Here is a 25,541-nt window from a genome sequence, read left to right as displayed (position 1 = left end):
GTATCGCCGAAAAGGCGAGTTCACCGGCAAGACCACAGCTCGTCACCTCGTGCGTCGAGAGGCCTGCCGGCCGGAGGGCGCGGCCCCATCGGCGCTGAGACGGCTGAGCAGTCCGAAGTCGTCCAGGCCACCGCGGCGAGGCCGGCTAGCTACGCACCCGGGTGAACCGGTGCAACACCCACGCCACCGGGATGGTCATCACCAGGGTGACGACGGACAGTGCCGGCGCCGACCCGGTATACACCGGCCAGTGCAGCACGTTGACCATGGCGATCTCCATGACGACCAGGTGCACCAGGAAGATCTCGTAGGAGATCTCACCGAGCCACACCATCGGCCGGGTGGCCAGCAGCCCCGCGTACCAACCCCGGTTGCCCAGAGCCAGTGGCGCCACCACCAACGTCGCGATCACCGCATAGAAGCCGGTCTTGACCAGGGCCTGACCCAGACCGGTCGGTGAGGTGGTCGGTTCGCCGGCGATCGGCGTCGAGGCGATGGCGTAACAAATCAGCGCCAGTGGCACGGCAATGAAACCGAACATCTGAATGCCCATGGCCTGCAACACCGTCAGCATCATGCCGCCGATGAACCAGGCCAGATATCCGGGCAGCCACAACCGGGCGCCGTCAGGCAGGAAATGGGTGGTGTGCACCAGGATCATCCAGGCCGGGCTGATCAGCGCCAGGCCCGCCAATCCGGCGAGCAGCAGCCGCGGCCGCCACTGCCCGCGGCACAGCACCACCAGCAGCATGTAGGCGAGGACGGGCAGCGCGACGTAGAACGCCGCCTCGACCGCCAGGCTCCACATCTGCGTAAGTCCTTGGTGCAGATAGGAGAACAGGTAGTTGTCGGTGTAGATCTGGGTCAGCGTCAGATTGCGCAACAGGCCGATCCAGCGGTGGCCGGGATTGGGTCCGGCGGTGCGGAAGTGGTAGATCAGGTACGCCACCAGGACGGTGACCGCGTAGGCCGGCATGATGCGGCGCACCCGATGCCAGGCGTAGCGGGTCAGCGACGGCGACTGCCGCCCGCTCGCGGCCGCCCGAACCCACGGTCCGAACAACAGGTAGCCCGACAGGACGAAGAAGATCGGTACGCCGATCTCCATCCGCGAATACACCAGGCCGACAAAGCCGTGGGTGTACTTGCCGGTGGTGTAGGCGGCGTGGGTGCCCAGCACCAGCAGGGCGGCCACCGCCCGCACGCCGGTCAGCGACGCGACCCGGTCGACGGTGGAGACTTGTTCGAGACCGCCCTGGTCGACCTCGGCCGACGCGGTCATCGGCTCGGGCGCCGGGGCTTCCCGCCGGAGGGACGCGAGTCGTACGACTGGCTGCCGCGATCCGGCTTGAGGTCGATCAGCACACCAGAGATCCGGGTCTTCTCAAGGGCTTTCAGCGTCGCCGGGGACAGTTTGGCGGGCAGTTCGACCAGCGAAAAGTCGCTCTTGATGGTGATGTGGCCGAAGTCGCTGCGGTGCAGGCCGCCTTCGTTGGCGATCGCTCCGACGATGGAGCCGGGGCCCACCTTGTGCCTCTTGCCGACCGCGATGCGATAGGTTGCCAGGTCGTCGCGGGTCTTGCGCGGGGCCCGTTCGCGCTCTTCACGTTCCGGGCGTTCGCGGCGCTTCTCCGGGGGCGGCTCGGTCATCAGGAATTCCGCACCGTCGCGACTCTGTAGCGCCAGGGCGGCGGCGATGTCGGCCATCGGCACATCGTTGTCGCGCTCGTAATCCTCGATCAACCGGCGGAACATGTCGAAGCCGGGTGCGTTGAGCGCCTCGGTGATCGAATCCTGGAACTTGGCCACCCGCTGGGCATTGACGTCGTCCACACTGGGTAGCTGGTCTTCGGTGACCGGCTGGCGGGTGACCTTCTCGATCGACTTCAGCAGATGGCGTTCCCGCGGCGAGACGAACAGCAGCGCGGTCCCGGATCGCCCGGCCCGCCCGGTACGCCCGATGCGGTGCACATAGGACTCCGGATCCTGCGGGATGTCGTAGTTCACCACATGGGAGATGCGTTCGACGTCCAGGCCGCGGGCGGCGACGTCGGTGGCCACCAGGATATCGATCGATCCGCCCTTGAGCGCTGCGATGGTCCGCTCGCGAAGCGCCTGCGGGATATCGCCGTTGATGGCCGAGGCGGCGAACCCGCGTGCCCGCAACTTCTCGGCGACCTCCTCGGTGGCCTGCTTGGTCCGGACGAACACGATCATCGCCTCGAACGGTTCGACCTCGAGCAGCCGGGTCAGCGCATCCATCTTCCGCGGCCCGGCGACCTGGATATAGCGCTGGGTGATGTTCTCGGCGGTGGCGGTCTTCGACTTGACCGCCACCTCGACGGCGTCGTGCAGGTACTTCGAGGTGATCTTGCGGATCGCCGGCGGCATGGTCGCCGAGAACAACGCGACCTGCTTGTACTCCGGGGTGTCGGCCAGGATGCGCTCGACGTCCTCGGCGAAGCCCATCTGCAGCATCTCGTCGGCCTCGTCGAGCACCAGATAGTCCAGGTGCGACAGGTCCAGGCTGCCCTTCTCCAGATGGTCGATGACGCGCCCCGGCGTCCCGACGACGACCTGCGCGCCGCGCTTGAGACCGGCCAGCTGCGGGACGTAGGAGGAGCCGCCGTAGATCGGCAGCACATTGATGTTTCGGTGCGCGCCGTAGCGGCTGAACGCCTCGGCGACCTGCAGGGCCAGCTCACGCGTCGGGGCCAGCACCAGCGCCTGGGTGACGCGGCTGGTGGGGTCGATCTTGGACAGGATCGGGATGGCGAAGGCCGCCGTCTTACCGGTACCGGTCTGGGCCAGACCGACGACGTCGGAGCCGGCCAGCAGCGCCGGAATGGTGGCCGCCTGGATGGCCGAGGGCGTCTCGTAGCCGACGTCGGAGACGGCCTGCAGCACGGCGGGGTGAATCTGCAGGTCGGCGAAAGTCTGAGGGGAGGTGGCGTCGGCGTCGGGTCCGGCGTTTTCCGGGGGTGTCATTGGACCTGCAGTCTAGTGCCCGAGCGTGCCGTAATCCCACATCGACGGACCCGGACGGTACCGTCAGCCGGTGTGTGGCATCGCCTGACAATCGTTGCGGCGGGTGCGGCTCTGGCCGCGGCGCTGGCCGGCTGCGGATCGGGTGACTCGACGGTGGCCAAGACCCCGCAGCCCACGACCAGCGTGACCTCCTCGGCTGCCCCGGCCAGCTCGACACCCCCGCCACCGCCGCCGCCCTCGTCGACCACACCCCCGCCTCCGACCTCTGTGCGGTGAATCTGGCCGCACCCGCCATCGCACGGGCGGTGTCCGAGCTCCCGAAAGACCCGCGTAGCGGTCAGGGGTGGTACCCCGTGCCGCTGGCCGGGAACTACAACGAGTGCACGCAACTGTCCGCCGTGATCATCAAAGCCAACACCAACAGCGCGAACCCCAACACCCGCGCCGTGATGTTTCACCTGGGCAAATACATCCCGACCGGGGTGCCGGACACTTTCGGTTTCAACGGTGTCGACGCCTCGCAGAGCACCGGGGACACCGTCGCCCTGGTCTACGTCAACGGCTTGGGCCTGCAGAGCGTCGTGAAGTTTCGGTGGAACGGCAACGGCGTGGAGCTGATCGGCAACACCGGCTAGCCTCCAGCACTCTTTCAAAATCGAGGCTTTGCCGTCACTTCCTGCAATTTCTTCGTCGGCGAAACATTTGGGCAAACACCCGTCCGTGCCCGACCACCGGTCCGAGTTCTGCGTGATCTTTATCGACCTGGACGGCTTCAAACCGGTCAACGACAGCCTCGGCCATGCCGCCGGCGACGCCCTGATCACCCAGGTGGGGCCGCGGCTGAGGGCCTCGATCCGGCAGGACGATCTCACCGGGCACCCCGACGTGCTGCTCGCGCGGATGAGCGGCGACGAGTTCGCCATCCTCGTGCGCGACGTGCGCCACCAGGACGACGCGATGGCGATCGCCACCCGGATCCACCGCGTACTGAGCCACCCGTTCCGGGTGGAGGGCCACGAGGTGCTGGCCAGCGCCAGCATCGGGGTCGCGATGAGCTCGGCCGGGCACAACTCGGCCGACGAGCTGGTGCGCCACGCCGACATGGCGATGGACGCGGCCAAGGCGCGCGGCAAAGCACGTACCGAGTTCTACGACGCGCGCATGCAGGATTTCGCGACCCGACGCCTGGACCTGCGAAGCGAACTGCAGGCCGCCGCCCGCGACCAGGCGTTCGAAGTGCACTACCAGCCGGTGGTATCGACGGCCGACGACGAAATCGTCGGAGCCGAAGCTCTTTTGCGGTGGCGGACCTCCCCGACCACCCTTCGCTATCCCGACGAGTTCATCCCGACCGCCGAGGAGACCGGACTCATCGTGCCGATCGGCCTGTGGGTGTTGCGCGAGGCCTGCCGGGCGGCCGTCGGATGGAACGCGGCGCGGCAGGGCCGTGCGCCGCTGACGGTCGCTGTGAACCTCTCCCCGCGCCAATTCGCCGAACCCGACCTCGTCGAGCAGGCCCGGCAGGTGATCGCCGAAACCGGCATCGAGCCGGGATGGTTGCGGCTCGAGGTTGTCGGTGGCCGCGCCTACTGTGGGGCTGTGTTCGTCGCCGACGATCGAGTCATCTACAGCGCATCCGACCTCGCCGCGGCCGCCCGCTGCGAGTATGCGCTGCTGCGCTCGTTCGACGCGCGGCTGGGCCGGGGACCTGCCGTCGCGGCCGCCGACGACCTGTTGGCCCGCACCGCCGAACTCGGTGGCGAACACGAGCAGCGTCATCTCGACGAGCTGCGCTCGCGCAGTGACGTCGCGATCATCGGCCGGCCCGCCTACTCGCTGGCGGGGCTCTCCGCCGCGGCCGATGCCACGCGGCGCGCGGTCGAACGGCGCGCGCCGGTCATCTACCAGGCCGCGATGTTCGACGGCCGCTTCGTGGGATTCGCCGACTTCCTGGTGCTCGACGGGGATCGGTATCGGTTGCGCGACACCAAGCTCGCCCGCTCGGTCAAGGTGGAGGCGCTGCTGCAGTTGGCCGCGTACGCCGAGACTCTTGCCGAAGGAGGGGCAGCCGTCCACCACGAGGTGGAACTGGTGCTGGGCAACGGCACCATGATGACCTACCGGGTAGACGAACTGCTGCCGGTGTACCGGTCCCGGCGTGCCGAACTGCAGACCCTGCTGGACCGCCATTTCGACAGCGGGGTCGCGGTCAGCTGGGCTGACGAGACGGTCCGCGCGTGCATGCGCTGCCCCGAGTGTGAGATCCAGGTGCGCGCCCAGGACGACCTGCTTCTGGTGGCGGGCATGCGGGTCAGTCAGCGCGCCAGGCTGATCGACGCCGGTATCACCACGATGACCGACCTTGCCCAGCACGAGGGGCCGGTGCCCGACCTGCCGGCGCGCGCCGTCACCGCGCTGGGCAGCCAGGCCCGCCTGCAGATCGCTCCGCGGGTGGACGGTAGACCGCCGTTCGAGGTCGTCGACGCGCAGCCGTTGATGCTGTTGCCCGACCACGACAAGGGCGACCTGTTCTTCGACTTCGAGGGCGACCCGCTGTGGACGGCCGACGGGCGCGACTGGGGCCTGGAGTACATGTTCGGTGTGCTCGGCGCCGACGAGGAGTTCACACCGCTGTGGGCGCACGACCGCGCCGCGGAGCGCAAGGCACTGCGTGACTTCCTGACGACGGTGCGCAAGCGGCGCAGGCGCTACCCGAAGATGCACATCTACCACTACGCACCGTACGAGAAGACGGCGCTGCTACGACTGGCGGGGCGCTACGGCGAAGGCGAGGACGAGGTCGACGACCTGCTGCGCAACGGCGTGCTGGTGGACCTGTATCCCTTGGTGCGCAAGAGCATTCTGGTGGGCACCGCGAACTACAGCCTGAAGTCGCTCGAGCCGCTGTACATGGGTTCGGAGCTGCGCACCGGTGACGTCACCACGGCCACCGACTCGATCACGATGTACGCCCGCTACTGCGAGCTGCGCGCCGAGGGCCGCGACGACGAGGCCGCCAACGTACTCAAGGAGATCGAGGACTACAACCGCTACGACTGCCGCTCCACCCGTAAACTGCGGGACTGGTTGCTGCAGCGTGCGTTCGAGGCCGGGGTGCCGCCGCTGGGGCCGCAGCCGGTGCGCGAGGGCGGCCAGGTCGAGGTCGACGACGAGATGGCCCAGACGCTGGCGCGGTTCGCCGGCGACGACGTGAGCGCGCGCAGCGCCGAGCAGCGGGCTGTGGCGATGATGGCCGCCGCCCGCGGGTATCACCGCCGGGAGGACAAGCCGTTCTGGTGGGGACATTTCGACCGGCTCAACAGTCCGGTCGACGAATGGTACGACACACCAGGTGTTTTCATCGCCGAGACAGCGGTCCTCGACGCCGACTGGCACATCCCGCCGCGGGCACGCAAACAGCAGCGCAGGATCCTGCTGACCGGTGCGATGGCCGCCGGTGAGCTGACCCAGGAGATGTACGCGCTGTACGACCCGCCGACTCCGGCCGGCCTGTCCGAGGATCCCGAGCGACGGGCATGCGGCAAGGTGACGGTCCTCGAATGCGACGACACCTCGGCACCCACCCAGGTGCTGGTGATGGAGCGCGAGCCCAAAGACGGCGGTCCGTTCACCCAGACCCCGTTCGCGCTCACTCCCGGCGCACCGTTCGGGACCAAGCCATTGCGGAAGGCCATCGACGCGGCCGCATCCGATATCGCGGCCGGGCTGCCCGCACTGCCGTCATCGGCCGTCGTCGACATCCTGCTGCGCCACCCGCCCCGGACCGGCGGCCCACTGCCACGTACCTGTCACTGCGTCGGCGACATCACCGCCACACTACTTGCTTTGGACTGCTCGTACGTGGCGGTGCACGGCCCGCCCGGAACCGGCAAGACCTACGCCGCCGCGCGGGTCATCGCCGATCTGGTCAACACCCATCAATGGCGCGTCGGGGTGGTCGCCCAGGCACATGCGGTGGTGGAGAACCTGTTTCGCGACATCATCAGCGCCGGCGTCCATGCGGAGCGGGTGGCCAAGAAACCGAACGGCAGCGGGCCCTGGACCGATATCGACGAAAAGGCCTATCCGGTGTTCATCGCCGAGCATGATGGCTGCGTAATCGGCGGCACCGCATGGGATTTCGCCAACCCCGACCGGGTACCGCCGGGCAGCCTGGATCTTTTGGTGATCGAGGAAGCCGGCCAGTTCTGCCTGGCCAACACCATCGCCGTCGCGGCGGCCGCCACCAACCTGCTGCTGCTCGGCGACCCTCAGCAACTGCCCCAGGTCAGTCAAGGCACGCACCCCGAACCGGTCGACTCATCCGCGCTGGGATGGCTGGTCGACGGACGGCACACCTTGCCCGAGGAACTCGGCTACTTCCTGGACCGCTCGTACCGGATGCACCCCGCGGTCTGCGCCGCGGTGTCGCGGCTGAGCTACGACGGCCGGTTGCGCTCTGTCGAGGAGACCACCGGGGCGCGCCGACTCGACGGGTTCGAACCCGGGGTGCACGTGCTGACGCTCGACCACGACGGCAACTCCACCGACAGCCGCGAGGAGGCCGAGGCGATCGTCACGCAGATCTCCCGTCTGCTCGGCTCGCCGTGGACCGACGAGCACGGCACCCGGCCGCTGGCGCCATCCGATGTGCTGGTGGTCACGCCCTACAACGCCCAGGTCGTGCTCCTGCGCCACCTTCTCGACCGGGCCGGGCTGGCTGAAGTGCAGGCCGGCACAGTGGACAAGTTCCAGGGCAGGCAGGCCCCGGTGGTGTTCATATCCATGGTGGCGTCCTCGATCGCTGAGGTGCCGCGCGGAATCTCGTTCCTGCTGAACCGGAATCGGCTCAACGTTGCGGTGAGCCGGGCCAAGTACGCCGCGGTGATCGTGCGCTCGGCGACACTCACCGAGTACCTGCCCTCGACGCCGGCGGGGTTGGTGGAGTTGGGGGCATTCCTGGCGATGACAAGCGAGGGGTGTGATAAACCCGCGCCATGAGCACAACGCTGACCGAAGGGCTGCAGAGCATCGTCGGCAGCGCACACGTTGTCACCGACCCTGGCGTGCTCGACGGCCGCAGCGTGGACTACACGGGTCGCTACCGTGGCCGGGCCAGCGCGCTGGTGCGGCCCGGCACGCCCGACGAGGTCGCCGCGGTGCTGCGCGAATGCCGCGCGGCCGGGGTGTGCGTGACGATCCAGGGTGGGCGCACCTCGCTGGTGGCCGGCACCGTGCCCGAGCGTGACGACGTGCTGCTGTCCACCGAACGCCTGACGGAGGTCGGCGAGGTCGACGTGAGCGAGCGGCGGGTGCGGGTGGGGTCCGGTGTGACGCTGGCCGACCTGCAGCGCGCGGCCGCGGCGGCGGGTCTGCTGTTCGGGGTGGACCTGACCGCGCGCGACTCGGCCACCGTGGGCGGGATGGCGTCGACCAATGCCGGCGGCCTGCGCACCGTGCGCTACGGCAACATGGGTGAACAGGTCATCGGCCTCGACGTCGCGCTGCCCGACGGCTCGGTGGTACACCGCCACAGTCAGGTGCGCGCCGACAACACAGGTTACGACCTGGCGTCGCTGTTCATCGGCGCCGAGGGCACCCTCGGGGTGATCACCGGGCTCGACGTGCGGCTGCATCCGATTCCGAAGCACCGGGTGACCGCGGTGTGCGGGTTCACCACGCTGGACGACCTGGTGGGCGCCGGGCGGGCGTTGCGCGACACCGACGCCATCGCCGCACTCGAGATGATCGACGGTCGGGCCGCCGCACTGGCCGCCAAGCACCTCAGCGTGCCAGTGCCGGTCGAGGGCGACTGGCTACTGTTGATCGAACTGGCCGGCGACTCCGATCTCACCGAGCGGCTGGCCGACGCGCTGGACGGCACGGAACTGGCCGATGAGCCCGCCGTGGGAATCGACGCGAACGCCCAGCAGCGGCTGTGGCAGGTCCGCGAATCCACCGCCGACGTGGTCGGATTGTTCGGACCGCCACTGAAATTCGATGTCTCACTTCCGCTTTCGGCGATCCCGTCGTTCGCCGCCGACTCCGCCGCGCTGGTCGCCGAGCACGCCCCCGAGGCGGTACCCGTCCTGTTCGGCCACATCGGCGAGGGCAACCTGCACCTGAACGTGCTGCGCTGCGGCACCGAGCAGGAGCGTCACCTGTATGCCGCGATGATGAAACTGATTGCCGCCCACGGCGGTAACGTCAGCTCCGAGCACGGTATCGGCAGTCGCAAGCGCGCCTACCTCGGCATGTCGCGCGAGCCCGCCGACATTGCGGCGATGCGTGCCATCAAGGCCGCCTTCGACCCGACCGGCTATGTGAATCCGGCCGTGCTGTTCGACTGAGGCCGAGATCGACACTGGCTGGGGGCCGCACTACGGTCGGCGCGCACCGACACCCCGACCTGCTGCCGGTCGACTGATCCTCGCCGAACGTCACTCTGGTGTGACGCTCGGCGGGAAGAGTCAGCGGTCGTCAGTCGCGACGGGGCATCGAATGCCGGCCATAGCTTTCGCCGTCGTCGGCGTCGCCGCGGTAGTGGCGCGCCAGGCGCAGCTCGTCACCGTCGCTCAACCGGTGTCGCGAGCGCGGCTCGGCCTCGCCGGCGTGGACATCGGCGAACAGGTCAGCGAACCTACTGCCGCCCCAGTCGACGTGAAAGCCGTTGTGGGCGAATCCGATCGGCTCGGGCTCGGGCTCGGGCTCGCGGCACCAGACGATCTGCTCGGTCTCCTTCTCGAGCTCGCAGGGCGCCGGCTGATAGCTCGGCTGGTAGTAGCCGGGCTCCCGGGACACCTGGTATGCGAGGTAGTCGTCATCGTCATAGCCGTCGTCGTAGATCGGGATCTCGTCGGTCACGTCGTAGTCATCCGACAGTCCCGGACCCCGAATCCGCCGGGGTGACCCACCCACCAGGAACAGTGCGCCGACGATGCCGAACAGCGCGACGAAGGCGGGCAGCAGCATCGACTGCGACAGCGCTGTCGCGAACGGCTCGTGCAGGAACGCCGGCAGCTTGAGCACCGCGAGCTCACCGGGCGCGGCGTTGGCGGGGGCGGCGGGCAGCTCGTCACCGATCCGTGCCGCCATGAACGCCGCCATCCCGGCGCTGCCGAGCACCGACCCGACCTGCCGGGTGGTGTTGTAGACGCCGGAGCCCGCCCCGGCCAGTCGCGGGGGCAGGTTACGGGTGGCGGTGGTGGCCAGCGGCGCCCAGATGAATGCCATCCCCACCCCCATCGCCGTCAGTGGCAACACCAGCCGCCAGATCGCGGTGGTCGGGGTCATCTCGATCGACAGCCACGTCAACGCGATCGCCAGCACCGAGAAGCCGAACCCGACGATCGGGCGCGGATGTGTGCTGTCGACGATCCGGCCGACGAACGGCGCCAGCACACCGCTGGCCACCGCCATCGGCGCGATCAGCAGCGCCGAGCGCGTCGGTGTCAGACCGCACACCACCTGCGCGTAGAACATCACCGGCAGCACCATCGCGGTGACCACGAAACCGATGATGGCGACGCCGAGGTTGGACAGGCCGAAGTCGCGGTCGGCGAAGATCTCCAGCGGAATCAGCGGCTCGTCACGGTTGATCGACTGCCAGTAGGCGAAGGCGGCGAAGAACCCGATGCCGGCAACGATCACCGCCCAGATCCACGCCTGCCAGTGGTGGCTCTGGCCTTCCTGCAGCCCGAACACCACCAGGAACGTGCCGACCCCGGACAGCGCGACACCGAGCACGTCGAAGCGATGCTTCTGGGTGGGCAGCGTCGGAACCAGCCTGACCGCCAACCCCAGACCGAAGACACCAATCGGAACATTGACGAAGAAGATCCACTCCCAGCCCAGGCGGTCGACCAACACGCCGCCGACCAGCGGACCGACCAGCGTCGCCACCCCGGCCGTCGCACCCCACAGGCTCATGGCCACCCCGCGCCGCTCGGCCGGGAAGATGCGCGTGATCGTCGACAGCGTCTGCGGGGTCAGCAGGGCCGCGCCCAGGCCCTGCACCGCGCGCGCGATGATCAGCATGTCCACCGAGCCGGCCAGGCCGCACCACAGCGAGGACACCGTGAAGATCGCCAGCCCGGCCAGATACAGGTTCTTGGGTCCGTAGCGGTCCCCCAGCCGTCCGGCGACCAGCAACGGCACGGCGAAGGCCAGCAGGTAGGAGCTGGTCACCCAGATCACGGTGTCGTAATCGGTGATCTCCAGCGCGTCCATGATGCTGGGGTTGGCGACCGCGACGATGGTCGAGTCCACCAGGATCATGAAGAAGCCGACCATCAAGGCCCACAGCGCGTTCCACGGATTCGCCGGAGCGTTCGGCGGGTCGGCCAAGTCCACGTCCGGCGCCGGGCCGGCCATGTTCCTGGTCATCTGCGCACCTCGTCTCGGCTTCCTGCGATGAGATTCGGCTTGCCGCACGTGACGCCATCGCCTGCGGAGCGGCGGCCGGCTGTCTTCCGGCTGCAACCGCGGTGCCTGATCGAGACTATCGACCGGCGGGCGCCGGGCGCCATGGCGGTGGCCCACAGCCGGGTCTGCATCACGCCGGGCGTAGGTTGAGAACGGACAGCTGTCGGGGGAACTGATCCCCGTGGAGAACCGACACCGGACCGACATCTCTGCTGAGGGAGGAACCATGCACTCGGAACGCTTTCGCCCGTTGGTGGACGCGAAAGGCCCGTTCGTGTCGATCTACTTCGACGACTCGCACGACACCCAAGATGCCGCGGCACAGCTCGACGCCCGGCTGCGCGACGTGCGCAAGCATCTGGAGGAGCAGTCCGTCGACGCATCGGTGATCGAGGCCATCGAGAGCGCCGTGCGCGGCGCCCGTCCGCCGGTGGGCCGCAGCGGCCGCGCGCTGATCGCCGCCGGCGGCGCCGTCGTCGCCGACGAGCATCTGATCCGTCCGCCGGCCACGACCCAATTGCGGGTCTCCGAGCTGCCCTACCTGATTCCGATCGTCGAGCACGGCCTGCTGCACACCACCTATCTGGTGGTCGCGGTCGACCACACCGGCGCCGACATCACGGTGCACCGCCCGGGCAAGGTGAGCCACGAGACCCTAGACGGCGAGGGCCGCCCGGTGCACAAGGCCAAGACCGCCGAGGGTCACGAGTACGGCACCGCGCAGGGCAAGGTCGACGAGGCCGTCCGCAAGAACATCCGCGCGGTCGCCGACCGGGTCACCCACCTGGTCGACGACGTGGGCGCCGAGCTGGTGTTCATCGAGGGTGAAGCGGGAGCGCGCACCGAGCTGGCCTCGGCGCTGCCCGAGCGGGCCGCTGACAAGGTCGTGCAGCTGCAGGGCGGCGGGCGCGCCGCAGGCACCGACGAGGCCGAGGTGCGCCACGAGATCGGCCAGGAGTTCCTCAAGCGGCGGTTGGCCACCATCGACGACGCCGCGCAGCGGTTCGCGGCCGGCCGCGGCACCGGGCTGGCGGTCGAGGGTCTGGCCGACGTGACCGCCGCTCTGCGCGACGGGGCGGTCGACACGCTGATCATCGGTGAGCTCGGCGACGCGACCGTGGTCGCCGACGCCGACCTGGCGACGGTTGCCCCGGACGCCGACACGCTGTCCGCGCTGGGCGGGGCGCCGGAGCGGACGCTGCGCGCCGACGAGGCGCTTCCGCTGCTGGCCGCAGCCACCGGCGCCGCGCTGGTGCGCACCGACGAGCGGCTCAGCCCGGCCGACGGTGTGGGCGCGGTGCTGCGTTACGCCGAGAACAGCTCCGCGGGCTGAGCCGCTGGCTCGCGTCGTCGGCGTCCGGCACGCCGACGACCACCAGCGCGAGCAGGGCGACCGCCACACCGGTGGTCATCACCACCGACAGCGCGATCTCATCGTTGCCGAGCAGACCCACCACCGGGGCGATCAGGGCGCCGATGCCGAACTGGGCGGCACCCAGCACGGCCGCGGCGGTGCCGGCCGCATCGGGGTGACGCGACAGTGCGACCGCGGGCGCGTTGGGGATGACGAAGCCAAGCATCGCCAGGATGGTCCACGCCGGGAGCACGAAGCCCAGCACGCCGCCGGCGTGGGTCGCCGACACGGCGATGAATACCACGCCGGCCAGCGTGGCTGCCACCAGCGCGCCGACCATGATGCGCTGCGGCGCGAACCGGCGCAGCAACACGACGTTGAACTGGGTGGCCGCGATGAGCGCGACTGCGCCGGCGCCGAACACCAGCGCGAAACTCTGCTGGTCCAGGCCGTGGCGGCCCTGCAGCACGAACGACGCCCCGGAGATGTAGGCGAACAGGCCCGACATGCCGAGCGCCCCGACCAGCACCAGGATCACAAACCGGAGGTCTCCGAGCAGCTCGACGTAGGTCGCCAGGATCGACCGCAGCCGCAGGGGCCGCCGGTGGGATTGCGGCAACGTCTCGGGCAGCGCCAGCGCCGCCGTCAGCAGCAGCGCACCGGCCAGCACGATCAGCACCGCGAAGACCCAGTGCCAGCTGGCATGCAGCAGCACCGCGGCACCCAAGGACGGTGCCAGCACGGGCGCGACCCCGAGTACGAGCATCAACCGCGACATGACGGTGGCCGCCACCGAGTCGGTGAACAGGTCGCCGACGACAGCGATCGCCACCACCATCGCGGCGGCGGCGCCCATGCCCTGCAGCGCGCGGGCCGCGGCCAGCATGGTCAGGTCGGGGGCCAGCAGGCACAGCAGCGAGGCCACCATGTGCAGCGCGATCCCGGCCATCAGCGGACGACGGCGACCCAGCGAATCCGACAGCGGGCCCACCACGAGCTGGCCGACGGCCAGCCCCGCCAGGGTGCCGGTCAGCGTCAGCTGCGCCACCGAGGACGACACCCCGAGCTCATCAGCGATGCGCGGCAGCGCGGGCAGATACATGTCGATGGTCAGCGGGCCGAGCGCCACCAGCGCGCCGAGCACGACGATCATCCGCACCCGGCCGGGCGCGGCGGTGAGCGCGGTGGTGGTCGTGTCGTCGGTGGCGGTCACAGGCGGCGATGTTGCCATGCTCAGCCGCAGCGCCGCTGTCCGATTATTTGTTCCTCCAGGGCCGATCCGACCCGCGGTGACGGGGATCACGGCGGGCACGTTTCGCACTCGGTCGTTCGTTAGCCTGATGGTCACGCCGCAGAGACAGGAAGGCACCCGCATGAAACTCCGTCGACGGGGAACCTCACCGGAGCAGTTGCCTGCCCCGGTCGAGGAGAACCCGACCATGTCGGCGCGGGTGCTCTCCCAGGTAATCGAGCGCAGCACCCGGGCTCAGGCGCCCGCGGTCGCGGCCTACGTCGCGCGGCTGCGCCGCCTGCATCCCGACGCCACGCCCGCCGAGATCGTCACCAAGCTCGAGAAGCGCTACCTGGCCGCGGTGATGGCCAGCGGTGCCGCAGTCGGTTCTGCCGCCGCGTTCCCCGGTATCGGAACTCTGGCGGCACTGTCGGCGGTGGCCGGCGAGACGCTGGTGTTCCTGGAGGCGACGGCGGTGTTCGTGTTGGCGGTCGCCGAGGTGCACGGCATCCCGCTGGAGCACCGGGAGCGCCGCCGGGCCCTGGTGCTGGCCGTCCTGGTGGGTGACGAGAGCAAGGGCGCGATCGCCGACCTCGTCGGCCCGGGCCGCACCAACGGCGCCTGGCTGGCCGAGGGCGCCGAGATGCTGCCGTTGCCGCTGGTGTCCCAGCTGAACACGCGGCTGATGCGCTACTTCGTCAAGCGCTACACCATCAAGCGCAGCGCGATGGCCCTGGGCAAGATGCTGCCCGTCGGCATCGGCGCCGCGGTCGGCGGCGGCGGCAACCGCGTGATGGGCAAGAAGATCGCGAAGAACGCCCGCACGGCATTCGGGCCGGCGCCCGCGCGCTGGCCGGTGCTGCTGCATCTGCTCCCCGCGATCGCGGACGCGAGGGTGAGCGAACGGTAGCCGTCCGTCGACCCTCGTCGACCGGTTGTCGCACCGCGCCGGGGGCATGACCCTGACGTGCTTCGGGAACACCGAAGAAGGGATAGCCTTTAGACGGCGGCCGTGTGTCGGGGCTGAAGAATGGGGCAAACCGTCGGAGCACGGACCGCCCGGACGAGAGGAATCGAGGCGAGCAACTGCCGTGAGCACTACGAGTTCACCATTCGGACAGAACGAGTGGCTGGTCGAGGAGATGTACCGCAAGTTCCGCGACGACCCCTCCTCGGTTGACGAGAGTTGGCACGAGTTCCTCGTCGACTACAACCCGGAGCCGGCCACCGAGACCGCCAGTGCCGGTAACGGGCAGCCCCGCGCCGCCGCTGCGCCGGCCGCGCCCTCGGAGCCCGCCCCGACTGCTCCCGCTCCGACTCCCGAGGCCGCGCCCGCTCCCAAGCCCGAGGCACCCAAGTCCGCGCCGCCGGCCGTGGCGTCCGGCGACGAGTCCCAGGTGCTGCGCGGCGCTGCGGCGGCCGTCGTCAAGAACATGAACAGCTCGCTGGAGATCCCGACCGCGACCAGCGTCCGGGCCATCCCCGCGAAGTTGATGATCGACAACCGCATCGTCGTCAACAACCACCTCAAGCGCACTCGCGGCGGCAAGGTCTCGTTCACCCACCTGCTGGGCCACGCCATCGTGCAGGCGGTCAAGAAGTTCCCCAACATGAACCGGCACTACGCCGAGATCGACGGCAAGCCCAACGCCATCACCCCGGCGCACACCAACCTGGGTCTGGCCATCGACCTGCAGGGCAAAGACGGCAAGCGCTCGCTGGTCGTCGCGGCGATCAAGAACTGCGAGACCATGCGGTTCGGCCAGTTCATCGCCGCCTACGAGGACATCGTGCGGCGCGCCCGCGACGGCAAGCTCACTGCCGAGGACTTCGCCGGTGTGACGATCTCGCTGACCAACCCGGGCACCATCGGCACGGTGCACTCAGTGCCGCGGCTGATGTCCGGGCAGGGTGCGATCATCGGCGCCGGCGCGATGGAGTACCCGGCCGAGTTCCAGGGCGCCAGCGAGGAGCGCATCGCCGAACTGGGTATCGGCAAGCTGATCACGCTGACGTCGACCTACGACCACCGGATCATCCAGGGCGCCGAATCCGGTGACTTCCTGCGCACCATCCACGAGCTGCTGCTCTCCGACGAATTCTACGACGAAATCTTCTTCGAGCTGGGCATCCCCTACGAGCCGGTGCGCTGGCGCACCGACAACCCGGACCCGATCGTCGACAAGAACGCCCGGGTCATCGAGCTGATCGCGGCGTACCGCAACCGCGGTCACCTGATGGCCGACATCGACCCGCTGCGGCTGGACAAGACCCGCTTCCGCAGCCACCCCGACCTCGACGTGAACACCCACGGCCTGACGCTGTGGGACCTCGACCGGGTGTTCAAGGTTGAGGGCTTCGCCGGCAAGGAGACCAAGAAGCTGCGCGACGTGCTCGGCCTGCTGCGCGACGCCTACTGCCGGCACATCGGGGTGGAGTACACCCACATCCTCGAGCCCGAGCAGCAGAAGTGGCTGCAGGAGCGGATCGAGGTCAAGCACGACAAGCCGACCGTCGCTCAGCAGAAGTACATCCTGAGCAAGCTCAACGCCGCCGAGGCGTTCGAGACGTTCCTGCAGACGAAATACGTTGGGCAGAAACGGTTCTCGTTGGAGGGCGCGGAGACCGTCATCCCGATGATGGACGCGGTGATCGATCAGGCCGCCGAGCACTCCCTCGACGAGGTCGTCATCGGCATGCCACACCGCGGCCGGCTCAACGTGCTGGCCAACATCGTCGGCAAGCCCTACTCGCAGATCTTCAGCGAGTTCGAGGGCAACCTCAACCCGTCGCAGGCCCACGGCTCCGGTGACGTCAAGTACCACCTGGGCGCCACCGGCAACTACATCCAGATGTTCGGCGACAACGACATTCAGGTGTCGCTGACCGCCAACCCGTCACACCTGGAGGCTGTCGACCCGGTGCTCGAAGGTCTGGTCCGCGCCAAGCAGGACCTGCTGGAGGAAGAGGCGTCCGGTGACGCCGAGGTTTCCCGGGCCTTCACCGTGATGCCGCTGATGCTGCACGGCGACGCGGCGTTCGCCGGCCAGGGTGTGGTGGCCGAGACGCTGAACCTGGCACTGCTGCGCGGCTACCGCACCGGCGGCACGATCCACATCATCGTCAACAACCAGATCGGCTTCACCACCTCACCGCACGACTCACGGTCCTCGGAGTACTGCACCGACGTCGCGAAAATGATTGGCGCGCCGATCTTCCACGTCAACGGCGACGACCCGGAGGCGTGCGTCTGGGTGTCCCGGCTGGCGGTGGACTTCCGGCAGAAGTTCAAGAAGGACGTCGTCATCGACATGCTGTGCTACCGCCGCCGCGGACACAACGAGGGTGACGACCCGTCAATGACCCAGCCGTACATGTACGACGTGATCGACACCAAACGCGGTGTGCGCAAGAGCTACACCGAAGCCCTGATCGGGCGCGGCGACATCTCGATGAAAGAGGCCGAGGACGCGTTGCGCGACTACCAGGGCCAGCTCGAGCGGGTGTTCAACGAAGTCCGTGAGCTGGAGAAGGTCGAAGTCGAGCCCAGCGAGTCGGTCGAAGAAGACCAGATGATCCCCCGCGGGATGACCACCGCGGTGGACAAGACGCTGCTGGCCCGCATCGGTGACGCGCATCTTGCCTTCCCCGAGAACTTCTCGGTGCACCCACGGGTCAGGCCGGTGCTGGAGAAGCGCCGCGAGATGGCCTACGAGGGCAAGGTTGACTGGGCCTTCGCCGAGCTGCTGGCGCTGGGCACCTTCCTGGCCGAGGGCAAGCTGATCCGGATGTCCGGACAGGATACCCGCCGCGGCACGTTCACCCAGCGGCATGCCGTGATCATCGACCGCAAGACCGGCGAGGAGTTCACCCCGCTGGATCTGCTGACGATCAATCCCGATGGCACGCCGACCGGTGGCAGGTTCCTGGTGTACGACTCGGCGCTGTCCGAGTACGCGGCGGTCGGTTTCGAGTACGGCTACTCCGTGGGCAATCCGCACGCACTGGTGCTCTGGGAGGCGCAGTTCGGCGACTTCGTCAACGGCGCGCAGTCGATCATCGACGAGTTCATCAGCTCCGGTGAGGCCAAGTGGGGCCAGCTCTCCGACGTGGTGCTGCTGCTGCCGCACGGCCACGAGGGCCAGGGTCCCGACCACACCTCAGGGCGCATCGAGCGCTTCCTGCAGCTGTGGGCCGAGGGCTCGATGACCATCGCGACGCCCTCGACACCGGCGAACTACTTCCACCTGCTGCGCCGCCACGGCCTCGACGGGATCCACCGGCCGCTGATCGTGTTCACGCCGAAGTCGATGCTGCGCAACAAGGCCGCCGTCAGCGACATCCGCGATTTCACCGAGCAGAAGTTCCGGTCCATCCTCGAGGAGCCGACCTACACCGACGGTGACGGCGACCGCAGCAAGGTGACCCGAATCCTATTGACTAGCGGCAAGATCTACTACGAGCTGGAAGCCCGTAAGGCCAAGGACAAGCGTGAGGACGTCGCGATCGTCCGGATCGAACAGCTGGCGCCGCTGCCCAGGCGCCGGCTGGCCAACACCCTGGACAGCTACCCCAATGCCCAGCAGTACTTCTGGGTCCAGGAGGAGCCGGCCAACCAGGGCGCCTGGCCGAACCTGGGCCTGTACCTGCCGGAGTTGTTGCCGGAGAAGCTGACCGGGATCAAACGGATCTCACGGCGGGCGATGTCGGCACCGTCGTCGGGCTCCTCGAAGGTGCATGCGGTGGAGCAGCAGGAGATCATCGACGAGGCGTTCGGGTGAACAAGGCGGCCGCCTCGCCGCCACCGACGCCCCGCGCTCGGCGTATGGGGGACGCACGCCCGCGGCGGGTTTGGCCTAGAAGCCGAGGTTGTTCAGGATCGGCAGCGGGATAGGCGACTGTCCGTTGGCCAGGTCCTGGACCGCGCGCGGGCAGAAGAACGCGACCGCGATGCCGGTGAACATGGTGGCCGGCCCCAGCGGACGGCCCAGCTGATCTGCGACCGTCGACGCGATGTCGGCGGTGTTCTGGCTGCGCTCTGCCAGCAGCGGGCAGATCGACTGCCCCAACTCGACAGCCTGCCCCGGATCGAGGCCGTCGAGCCCGGCGGCGCTGAGCGCACCGAGGAAGTCGTTGGCGGTGGTGTCGGCGTGCGCGGGCGCGGCGGACGCCGCTGCTGCGGCGATCAGGCCGGTGGCCGCTGCGGCGGTCGTCATACGGCGGAACATCATGCTGTGAGCATCGCTGCCGGGTATCCCACCGTTACCGCCGGTCGGCGCGAACGCTAGCCTAAGCTCGTTGCACACACGTCGAACAACAGGAGCGCGCGTGCAGGGGTTCGCCGGGAAGGTCGCAGTGCTGACGGGAGCCGGTTCGGGCATCGGCCAGGCCCTGGCCGTCGAACTGGGCCGATCGGGTGCCAGCGTGGCGATCAGCGATGTCGACACCGAGGGCCTCGCGCTCACCGAGGAGCGGCTGAAAGCCATCGGCGCCCCGGTGAAGGCGAACCGCCTCGACGTCACCGAACGCGAGGCCTTCCAGGCCTACGCCGACGCTGTCAAGGAGCACTTCGGCAAGGTCAACCAGGTCTACAACAACGCCGGCATTGCGTACTCCGGCGACGTCGAGGTCACCCAGTTCAAGGACATCGAGCGGGTGATGGACGTCGACTTCTGGGGTGTGGTCAACGGCACCAAGGTCTTCCTGCCCCACCTCATCGAGTCCGGCGACGGTCATGTGGTCAACATCTCCAGCGTGTTCGGCCTGTTCTCGGTGCCCGGCCAGGCCGCCTACAACTCGGCCAAGTTCGCGGTGCGCGGGTTCACCGAGGCGCTGCGCCAGGAGATGATCAGGGCCAAGCATCCGGTGAAGGTCACCACGGTGCACCCGGGCGGCATCCAGACCGCGATCGCCCGCAACGCCACCGTCGCCGAGGGCCTCGATCAGGCCGCGCTGGCACAGTCATTCGACACGCTCGCCATGACGCCACCGGAGAAGGCGGCCCGGATCATCCTCGACGGGGTGCGCCGGAACCGGGCCCGCGTCCTGGTGGGTCCCGACGCCAAGATCCTGGACCTCATCGTGCGCATCACCGGGTCGGGCTATCAGCGGTTGCTGCGGCCTATCATGGGTCGGCTGTAGCGGACCTCAGCGCCCCAATGGGTGTGCGGAGAGCCAGTTTTCGGCCACCGTGCGCGGTTCGCCGCCCTCGGCAACCTGGCGCCGCATGTCGACCAGCGAGCCGGTGTCCAGCACGCCGGCAAGTTCGTTGACCGCGCGCACCTGCTGCTGGTCGAGTTCGTTGCGCCGGTAGAGTGGCACGATGTTCTCCGCCTGCACCAGCGTGGGCTTGCGGTCGGCGAGGACGACGAGATCGCTGGGCACGCCGCTGTCCGCCGTACCGGTCCAGCCCGCAAGGATCTCGCCGCGGCGCAGCGCTTCGAACATCGCCTTCTCGTCCGGGAATTCGCGCACCGACGGCAGTGTGCACGTCCCGATCGCCGTCGGCACCCACTGCGCCGCACCGACCGCGCCGACGGACAGCCCGGCGCAATGACGCACCAGGGCGGTCAGATCCCGGCTCCCCCACGCCTTGGCGGTGGCATAGGTGACGGCCAACGCGGGCTTGTCATCGGCTGAGGTGGTGTAATCGCCAGCAGCCACCCCCTCCGGCAACGCACCGACCATGGCTCGATACACCTGCACATCCGAGCGCGCCGCCGATCCGGGTGCGAAGGTCTGCAGGAACCGCCCAGTGAACCCCGGCACCACACTGACCGAACCGGAATCCAAGGCCGCCAACGGTTCTGGCAGAGTCTCGACGTGCGCGGCGGTGCCGTAGGACCGCAACGCGGCGGCGTACAGTTGTGCCAGCAGCGTGGTCTCGGGATCGGCGGTGGTGCCCACTGCCATGGACGGGCCTGGGGCTGGGGCTGGAGTGCCGCAGGCGACCAGCAGGAGCGCCAGCAGCCCCAGAACCAGCTGCCGAATCACTCGTCAGTCGGTTTCGGAGGCGGCCGCCACCGCGGCGGCCACCGCCGGACCGACCCGCGGATCCAGCGGGCTCGGCACGATGTGGTCGGACGCCAGATCATCGCCGACGACCGAGAAGATCGCTTGGGCGGCAGCAACTTTCATCTTCTCGGTGATTCGGCGGGCCCCCGCGTCCAGCGCACCGCGGAACACGCCCGGGAACGCCAGCACGTTGTTGATCTGGTTCGGGAAGTCGCTGCGCCCGGTCGCCACGATCGCGGCGTACTTCTTGGCCACCTCCGGATGGATCTCCGGGTCCGGGTTCGACATCGCGAACACGATGCCGCCAGGGGCCATCGTCGCGATGAGTTCCTCGGGCACCACTCCGGCGGAGACACCCAAGAACACGTCGGCCCCCGCAAGTGCCTCGGCCATGCCACCGCTGTGCTGGTCAGGATTGGTTCGCTGGGCCAACTCGGCCTTGAACGGGTTGAGATCGTCACGCCCGGTGTGGATGACGCCCTTCGAATCGAGCACCGTGATGTGGCTGATGCCGCTGGCCAGCAGGATGTTCGCACACGCCACACCGGCGGCTCCCGCTCCCGAGATCACCACCTTCAGCCCGGTCATATCCCGATCGAGCACCTTGACCGCGCCCAGCAGCGCCGCGAGCACCACGATCGCCGTGCCGTGCTGGTCGTCATGCATGACCGGGCAGTCCAGCGCCTCGATCAGGCGGCGTTCGATCTCGAAGCAGCGCGGCGCCGAGATGTCCTCGAGGTTGACGGCGCCGAATGTCGGGCGCAGCCGGATCAGCGTCTCGACGATCTCGTCGGGGTCCTTGGTGTCGAGCACGATCGGAATGGAGTCCAGCCCGCCGAAGGTCTTGAACAGCGCGCTCTTGCCCTCCATGACCGGCAGCGAGGCTGCGGGGCCGATATCGCCGAGGCCCAGCACGGCGGTGCCGTCGCTGACCACGACCACCAGGCGATTGGCCCAGGTATAGCGGGCGGCCAGGGTGTGGTCGGCCGCGATTGCACGGCTCACCTGGGCCACACCGGGCGTGTAGGCGATCGACAACGCACGCTGGGTGTCCAGCGGCGACTTCAGCTCGACGGAGAGCTTGCCGCCGTGGTGGGCGGCGAAGATTTCCTCGTCATCGATGACAAGGCGGGGGGTAGGCACCGTTTCGGTCACTGCGTCAGGGTACTCGACCCCTGCCGCCGTGGAGAGCGGGGTTCTTTCCCACCGAAGAGCACCCGCGCAACTATCGGCGCGTAGCATTTCCGGTCGGGCCCCCGGGGCCTCACCACCCATGAGGGGAGGCCGGATCTTGCCGTCGTTTCGCGCCCTGCCGCCGTCACTGCTCGGTGCGAACCGCACCCGTCCCGATGAGGTCGAGGTCGACGCCAAGCGCATCCACGTGCCCGTAGCCCGGGCCACCGTGGACTGCGCCATCTACGTCGAAGGCGCACGACTGCCCGGCAAATACACCCACGCCGCGGCTCTGGCCAAGGTGCACGAACTCGAGGTCGAGGGGCAGAAGGCCTTCGTCTGGATCGGTTTGCACGAGCCCGACGAGTTCCAGATGCAGGCGGTGGCCGAGGTCTTCGGGCTGCACCCGCTCGCGGTCGAAGATGCCGTACAGGCCCACCAGCGGCCGAAGGTGGAACGCTACGACGACACGCTGTTCCTGGTCCTCAAGACGGTCATCTACGTACCGCACGAGTCGGTGGCCCTGGCCCACGAGATCGTGGAGACCGGCGAGATCATGGTCTTCGTCGGCCGGGACTTCGTCGTCACCGTTCGGCATGGCGACCACACCGGTCTGGCTGGACTGCGCAGACACCTGGAGAGCGAACACCAGCAGCTGGCACTGGGTCCGTATGCGGTGATGCACGCCATCGCCGACCACGTGGTGGACACCTATCGCGAAGTCAGTGAGCTGATGGAGGGCGATATCGACGCCATCGAATCCGAAACGTTCTCGCCACTGTCCCAGACCGACATCGAGCCGATCTACATGCTCAAGCGTGAGGTCGTCGAATTGCGAAGGGCGGTATCACCTCTGACCGTCGCGCTGGCGAGGTTCAACACCGACTACAAGGATCTGCTGACCAAGGAACTGCTGCGCTACATGCGCGACGTCCTCGATCACCAGACCCAGGCCGCCGACCGGATCGCCAGCTACGACGAGATGTTGTCCTCACTGGTGCAGGCCGCGCTGGCCAAGGTCGGCATGCAGCAGAGCACCGACATGCGCAAGATCACCGCGTGGGCGGCCATGGCCGCGGTGCCGACGATGATCGCCGGCATCTACGGCATGAACTTCGAGAACATGCCCGAGTTGCAGTGGGAGTGGGGCTACCCGTTGGCGCTCCTGGGGATGGCGAGCATCTGCGGATTCCTCTACCGCACCTTCCGGCGCAATCACTGGCTGTAGGCCCGTTCTCCCCGCGCCGACAGAGTGTGCGACGCCGTCGGCGTCCGGCCCGAACCTCGGCACGTCGACGCGACTTGTCGGCGCACATGGTCGCGGACGGCGGTCAGCGGCTCGCTCACCTCACGCCACGGGCGGGACGGTGAGGTTCACCCCGCTGTCGGCATCGAAGATGTGCAGTTTGGTTGTGTCGAGCGCCAACTCGATGGCCTGCCCCTTGGCCGCCTTCGACTCCGCGGAAAGCCTTGCGACGAACTCGTTTTCACCGGCCCCCGACCCCGCGGCGAGTTCGGACAGCTGAGCCGACCGCGCGCCCGCGCCCGAGGTGGCGAAGTAGACGTACTTGTCGGCACCCAGCGATTCCACGAGGTCGATCTTGATCTCGAACGTCAGTGCGCGGATGCGCTCGTAGGCGTCGATGAGCGAGGCATCCTCGATGTGCTCGGGGCGCACCCCGGCAATGATGTTGGCAGGTGCCGGATGCCGGTGTACCAGGTCGAAGACGTCCGGCGGAAGGGTCACCTCGCCGAACGGCAGGGTCAGGCCGACGTCGGTGAGCGTCGCCGGGAAGAAGTTCATCGCCGGTGAGCCGATGAACCCGGCCACGAACAGGTTGGCCGGCTTCCCGTAGAGCTCTTCGGGAGTGCCGATCTGCTGGGCCTCCCCCGCGCGCAGCACGACGACGCGGTCGCCGAGCGTCATGGCCTCGGTCTGGTCGTGGGTGACATAGACGGTGGTGGTGCCCAGCCGGTTCTGCAGCCGGGCGATCTCGCCGCGCATCTGCACCCGCAGCTTGGCGTCGAGGTTGGACAGCGGCTCGTCCATCAGGAAGGCCTTGGGATTGCGGACGATCGCACGTCCCATCGCCACCCGCTGGCGCTGCCCACCGGAGAGCTGTGAGGGCTTGCGGTCCAGAAAGTCGCTCAAGTCAAGGATTTTCGCGGTCTCCTCGACCTTCCGCGCGATCTCGGCCTTCTTCATCTTGGTCAGCGTCAGCGGGAAGGCGATGTTCTGGCGCACCGTCATGTGCGGGTAGAGCGCGTAGGACTGGAACACCATCGCGATGTCGCGGTCGCGGGGCGCCTTCTCATTGACCCGCTCACCGCCGATGCGCAACTCCCCGGAGGTGATGTCCTCCAGCCCGGCAATCATGTTGAGCGTGGTGGATTTTCCGCATCCGGACGGGCCGACCAGGATAACGAACTCACCGTCGGCGATCGTCAGGCTCAGGTCCTTCACGGCGACTGAACCGTCGGGGTAACTCTTGGTCACGTGCTCCAAGACGATCTCGGCCATTGACCTAACCCTTCACCGCACCGGAGGTCAGCCCGGCGACGATCCGTCGTTGGAAGACGAGAACAAACACGATGATCGGGATGGTGATCACCATCGCGCCGGCCGCGATCGAGCCGGTCGGCTCCTCGAACTGCGAACTGCCGGTGAAGTTCGCGATGGCCACCGGTGCGGTGATCGCCGCCTTGGTGGCGGTCAGCGACAGCGCAAGCAGCAAGTCGTTCCAGGCGAAGATGAACACCAGGATGGCGGCGGTGACGATGCCCGGGGTGGCCAGCGGCGCGATCACCCGGCGGAACGCCTGCGCCGGTGTGGCGCCGTCCATCTTGGCGGCCTTCTCCAGATCCCAGGGGATCTCCCGGAAGAACGCCGACAGCGTGTAGATGGCCAGCGGTAGCGCGAAGGTGATGTACGGGATGATCAGGCCCGGCCAGGTGTCGAACAGCCCGAGCCGGCGTTCGATGTTGAACAGCGGTGTCACCAAAGAGATCTGGGGGAACATCGCAATCAACAGTGCGGCGCCGATGAGCGCCTTCTTGCCGGCGAATTCCAGCCGGGCCACCGCGTAGGCGGCCATCCCGCCGATCACGACCGCGATGACGGTGGTGATCAGCCCGATCCCGATGGAGTTGATCAGCGCCGAGCTGAACACGTCACCGGTGAAGACCCCCTGGTAGTTGTCGAAGGTGATCTGGGCGGGAATCAGCTTGCCGTCTTTGACCGTTGAGGTGGGTTTGAGCGACAGGCTCAGGATCCACAGCACAGGAAACAGGGCGTAGATGACTACCAGGAAGTCGATGACGACCCACGTGGTGGCCCGCCGCGGGCTGATCATCTCG

General features: G+C 68.2%; 16 protein-coding genes and 2 pseudogenes. 9 read left to right on the top strand and 9 right to left on the bottom strand.

All coding sequences use genetic code 11. The features are described from left to right. Positions 1 to 145 precede the first annotated feature (145 nt). Both K9U37_RS08520 and K9U37_RS08515 read right to left on the bottom strand, forming a co-directional pair. Positions 146 to 1,282 carry an acyltransferase family protein gene (locus K9U37_RS08520; protein ID WP_243071319.1) on the bottom strand — a complete coding sequence of 379 codons (1,137 nt, stop codon included), beginning with the start codon at positions 1,280 to 1,282 and terminating at the stop codon, positions 146 to 148. Then, on the bottom strand, positions 1,279 to 2,988 hold the full coding sequence (locus tag K9U37_RS08515; RefSeq protein ID WP_243071318.1) for a DEAD/DEAH box helicase: 1,710 nt from the start codon (positions 2,986 to 2,988) through the stop codon (positions 1,279 to 1,281). The genes K9U37_RS08520 and K9U37_RS08515 overlap by 4 nt, the downstream gene beginning before the upstream one ends. Before the next feature lie 72 nt (positions 2,989 to 3,060). Here K9U37_RS08515 and K9U37_RS08510 point away from each other — a divergent pair. From K9U37_RS08510 to K9U37_RS08495, 4 genes and pseudogenes are all read left to right on the top strand, one after another. Further along, a pseudogene (locus K9U37_RS08510) lies at positions 3,061 to 3,623 on the top strand (LppP/LprE family lipoprotein). A gap of 85 nt (positions 3,624 to 3,708) precedes the next feature. Further along, positions 3,709 to 4,554: pseudogene (locus K9U37_RS08505) on the top strand (putative bifunctional diguanylate cyclase/phosphodiesterase); the annotation flags it as partial. A 33-nt stretch (positions 4,555 to 4,587) separates the two neighbouring features. Continuing rightward, positions 4,588 to 7,989, top strand: coding sequence for a TM0106 family RecB-like putative nuclease (locus K9U37_RS08500; protein WP_243073288.1), 3,402 nt, complete (start codon positions 4,588 to 4,590; stop codon positions 7,987 to 7,989). After that, a complete protein-coding gene (locus tag K9U37_RS08495) occupies positions 7,986 to 9,338 on the top strand; it encodes an FAD-binding oxidoreductase (protein WP_243071317.1) in 1,353 nt (450 codons plus the stop codon). The genes K9U37_RS08500 and K9U37_RS08495 overlap by 4 nt, the downstream gene beginning before the upstream one ends. A gap of 130 nt (positions 9,339 to 9,468) precedes the next feature. Here K9U37_RS08495 and K9U37_RS08490 read toward each other — a convergent pair whose 3' ends face one another. Continuing rightward, on the bottom strand, positions 9,469 to 11,361 hold the full coding sequence (locus K9U37_RS08490; protein ID WP_243073287.1) for an MFS transporter: 1,893 nt from the start codon (positions 11,359 to 11,361) through the stop codon (positions 9,469 to 9,471). 277 nt (positions 11,362 to 11,638) lie between these two features. Between K9U37_RS08490 and K9U37_RS08485 the strand changes: the two genes are divergently transcribed. Then, on the top strand, positions 11,639 to 12,745 hold the full coding sequence (locus K9U37_RS08485; RefSeq protein WP_243071316.1) for an Rv2629 family ribosome hibernation factor: 1,107 nt from the start codon (positions 11,639 to 11,641) through the stop codon (positions 12,743 to 12,745). Here the strand turns inward: K9U37_RS08485 and K9U37_RS08480 are convergent. After that, entirely contained in the window at positions 12,684 to 13,997 is a 1,314-nt protein-coding gene (locus tag K9U37_RS08480) for a multidrug effflux MFS transporter (protein WP_243071315.1), read from the bottom strand. The genes K9U37_RS08485 and K9U37_RS08480 overlap by 62 nt on opposite strands. A 142-nt stretch (positions 13,998 to 14,139) precedes the next feature. Here K9U37_RS08480 and K9U37_RS08475 point away from each other — a divergent pair, with 142 nt between their 5' ends. Further along, positions 14,140 to 14,907, top strand: coding sequence for a hypothetical protein (locus K9U37_RS08475; RefSeq protein WP_243071314.1), 768 nt, complete (start codon positions 14,140 to 14,142; stop codon positions 14,905 to 14,907). A 181-nt stretch (positions 14,908 to 15,088) separates the two neighbouring features. After that, the gene (locus tag K9U37_RS08470) at positions 15,089 to 18,778 is read left to right on the top strand and encodes a multifunctional oxoglutarate decarboxylase/oxoglutarate dehydrogenase thiamine pyrophosphate-binding subunit/dihydrolipoyllysine-residue succinyltransferase subunit (RefSeq protein ID WP_243071313.1); all 3,690 of its coding nucleotides are present in this window, start codon (positions 15,089 to 15,091) and stop codon (positions 18,776 to 18,778) included. Positions 18,779 to 18,853: 75 nt separating this feature from the next. On the opposite strand, the gene K9U37_RS08465 is transcribed toward K9U37_RS08470, so the two are convergent. After that, on the bottom strand, positions 18,854 to 19,213 hold the full coding sequence (locus tag K9U37_RS08465) for a DUF732 domain-containing protein (protein ID WP_243071312.1): 360 nt from the start codon (positions 19,211 to 19,213) through the stop codon (positions 18,854 to 18,856). A 112-nt stretch (positions 19,214 to 19,325) separates the two neighbouring features. Between K9U37_RS08465 and K9U37_RS08460 the strand changes: the two genes are divergently transcribed. Continuing rightward, positions 19,326 to 20,138 (top strand): SDR family NAD(P)-dependent oxidoreductase, encoded by an 813-nt coding sequence (locus tag K9U37_RS08460; RefSeq protein ID WP_243071311.1) that lies wholly within the window; start codon positions 19,326 to 19,328, stop codon positions 20,136 to 20,138. A 6-nt stretch (positions 20,139 to 20,144) separates the two neighbouring features. Here K9U37_RS08460 and K9U37_RS08455 read toward each other — a convergent pair whose 3' ends face one another. Both K9U37_RS08455 and K9U37_RS08450 read right to left on the bottom strand, forming a co-directional pair. Continuing rightward, on the bottom strand, positions 20,145 to 20,990 hold the full coding sequence (locus tag K9U37_RS08455) for a glycine betaine ABC transporter substrate-binding protein (RefSeq protein ID WP_372489445.1): 846 nt from the start codon (positions 20,988 to 20,990) through the stop codon (positions 20,145 to 20,147). 3 nt (positions 20,991 to 20,993) lie between these two features. Continuing rightward, positions 20,994 to 22,166 (bottom strand): NAD(P)-dependent malic enzyme, encoded by a 1,173-nt coding sequence (locus K9U37_RS08450; protein ID WP_243071310.1) that lies wholly within the window; start codon positions 22,164 to 22,166, stop codon positions 20,994 to 20,996. A 136-nt stretch (positions 22,167 to 22,302) separates the two neighbouring features. On the opposite strand from K9U37_RS08450, the gene corA reads away from it, so the two are divergent. Continuing rightward, complete coding sequence (corA, locus tag K9U37_RS08445; protein WP_243071309.1) at positions 22,303 to 23,412, top strand: magnesium/cobalt transporter CorA; 1,110 nt, start codon at positions 22,303 to 22,305, stop codon at positions 23,410 to 23,412. Positions 23,413 to 23,532: 120 nt separating this feature from the next. Here the strand turns inward: corA and K9U37_RS08440 are convergent, their stop codons facing one another. Together K9U37_RS08440 and K9U37_RS08435 are read right to left on the bottom strand one after the other, a co-directional pair. Continuing rightward, positions 23,533 to 24,705 carry an ABC transporter ATP-binding protein gene (locus K9U37_RS08440; protein WP_243071308.1) on the bottom strand — a complete coding sequence of 391 codons (1,173 nt, stop codon included), beginning with the start codon at positions 24,703 to 24,705 and terminating at the stop codon, positions 23,533 to 23,535. 4 nt (positions 24,706 to 24,709) lie between these two features. After that, on the bottom strand, positions 24,710 to 25,534 hold the full coding sequence (locus K9U37_RS08435; protein WP_243073285.1) for a carbohydrate ABC transporter permease: 825 nt from the start codon (positions 25,532 to 25,534) through the stop codon (positions 24,710 to 24,712). Positions 25,535 to 25,541 lie beyond the last annotated feature (7 nt).

Origin of the sequence: Candidatus Mycolicibacterium alkanivorans (assembly GCF_022760805.1) — a bacterium.
Taxonomy (GTDB): domain Bacteria; phylum Actinomycetota; class Actinomycetes; order Mycobacteriales; family Mycobacteriaceae; genus Mycobacterium; species Mycobacterium alkanivorans.
Note: the sequence above shows the minus strand (reverse complement) of the source record. Positions and strands in the feature narration are given on the sequence as shown.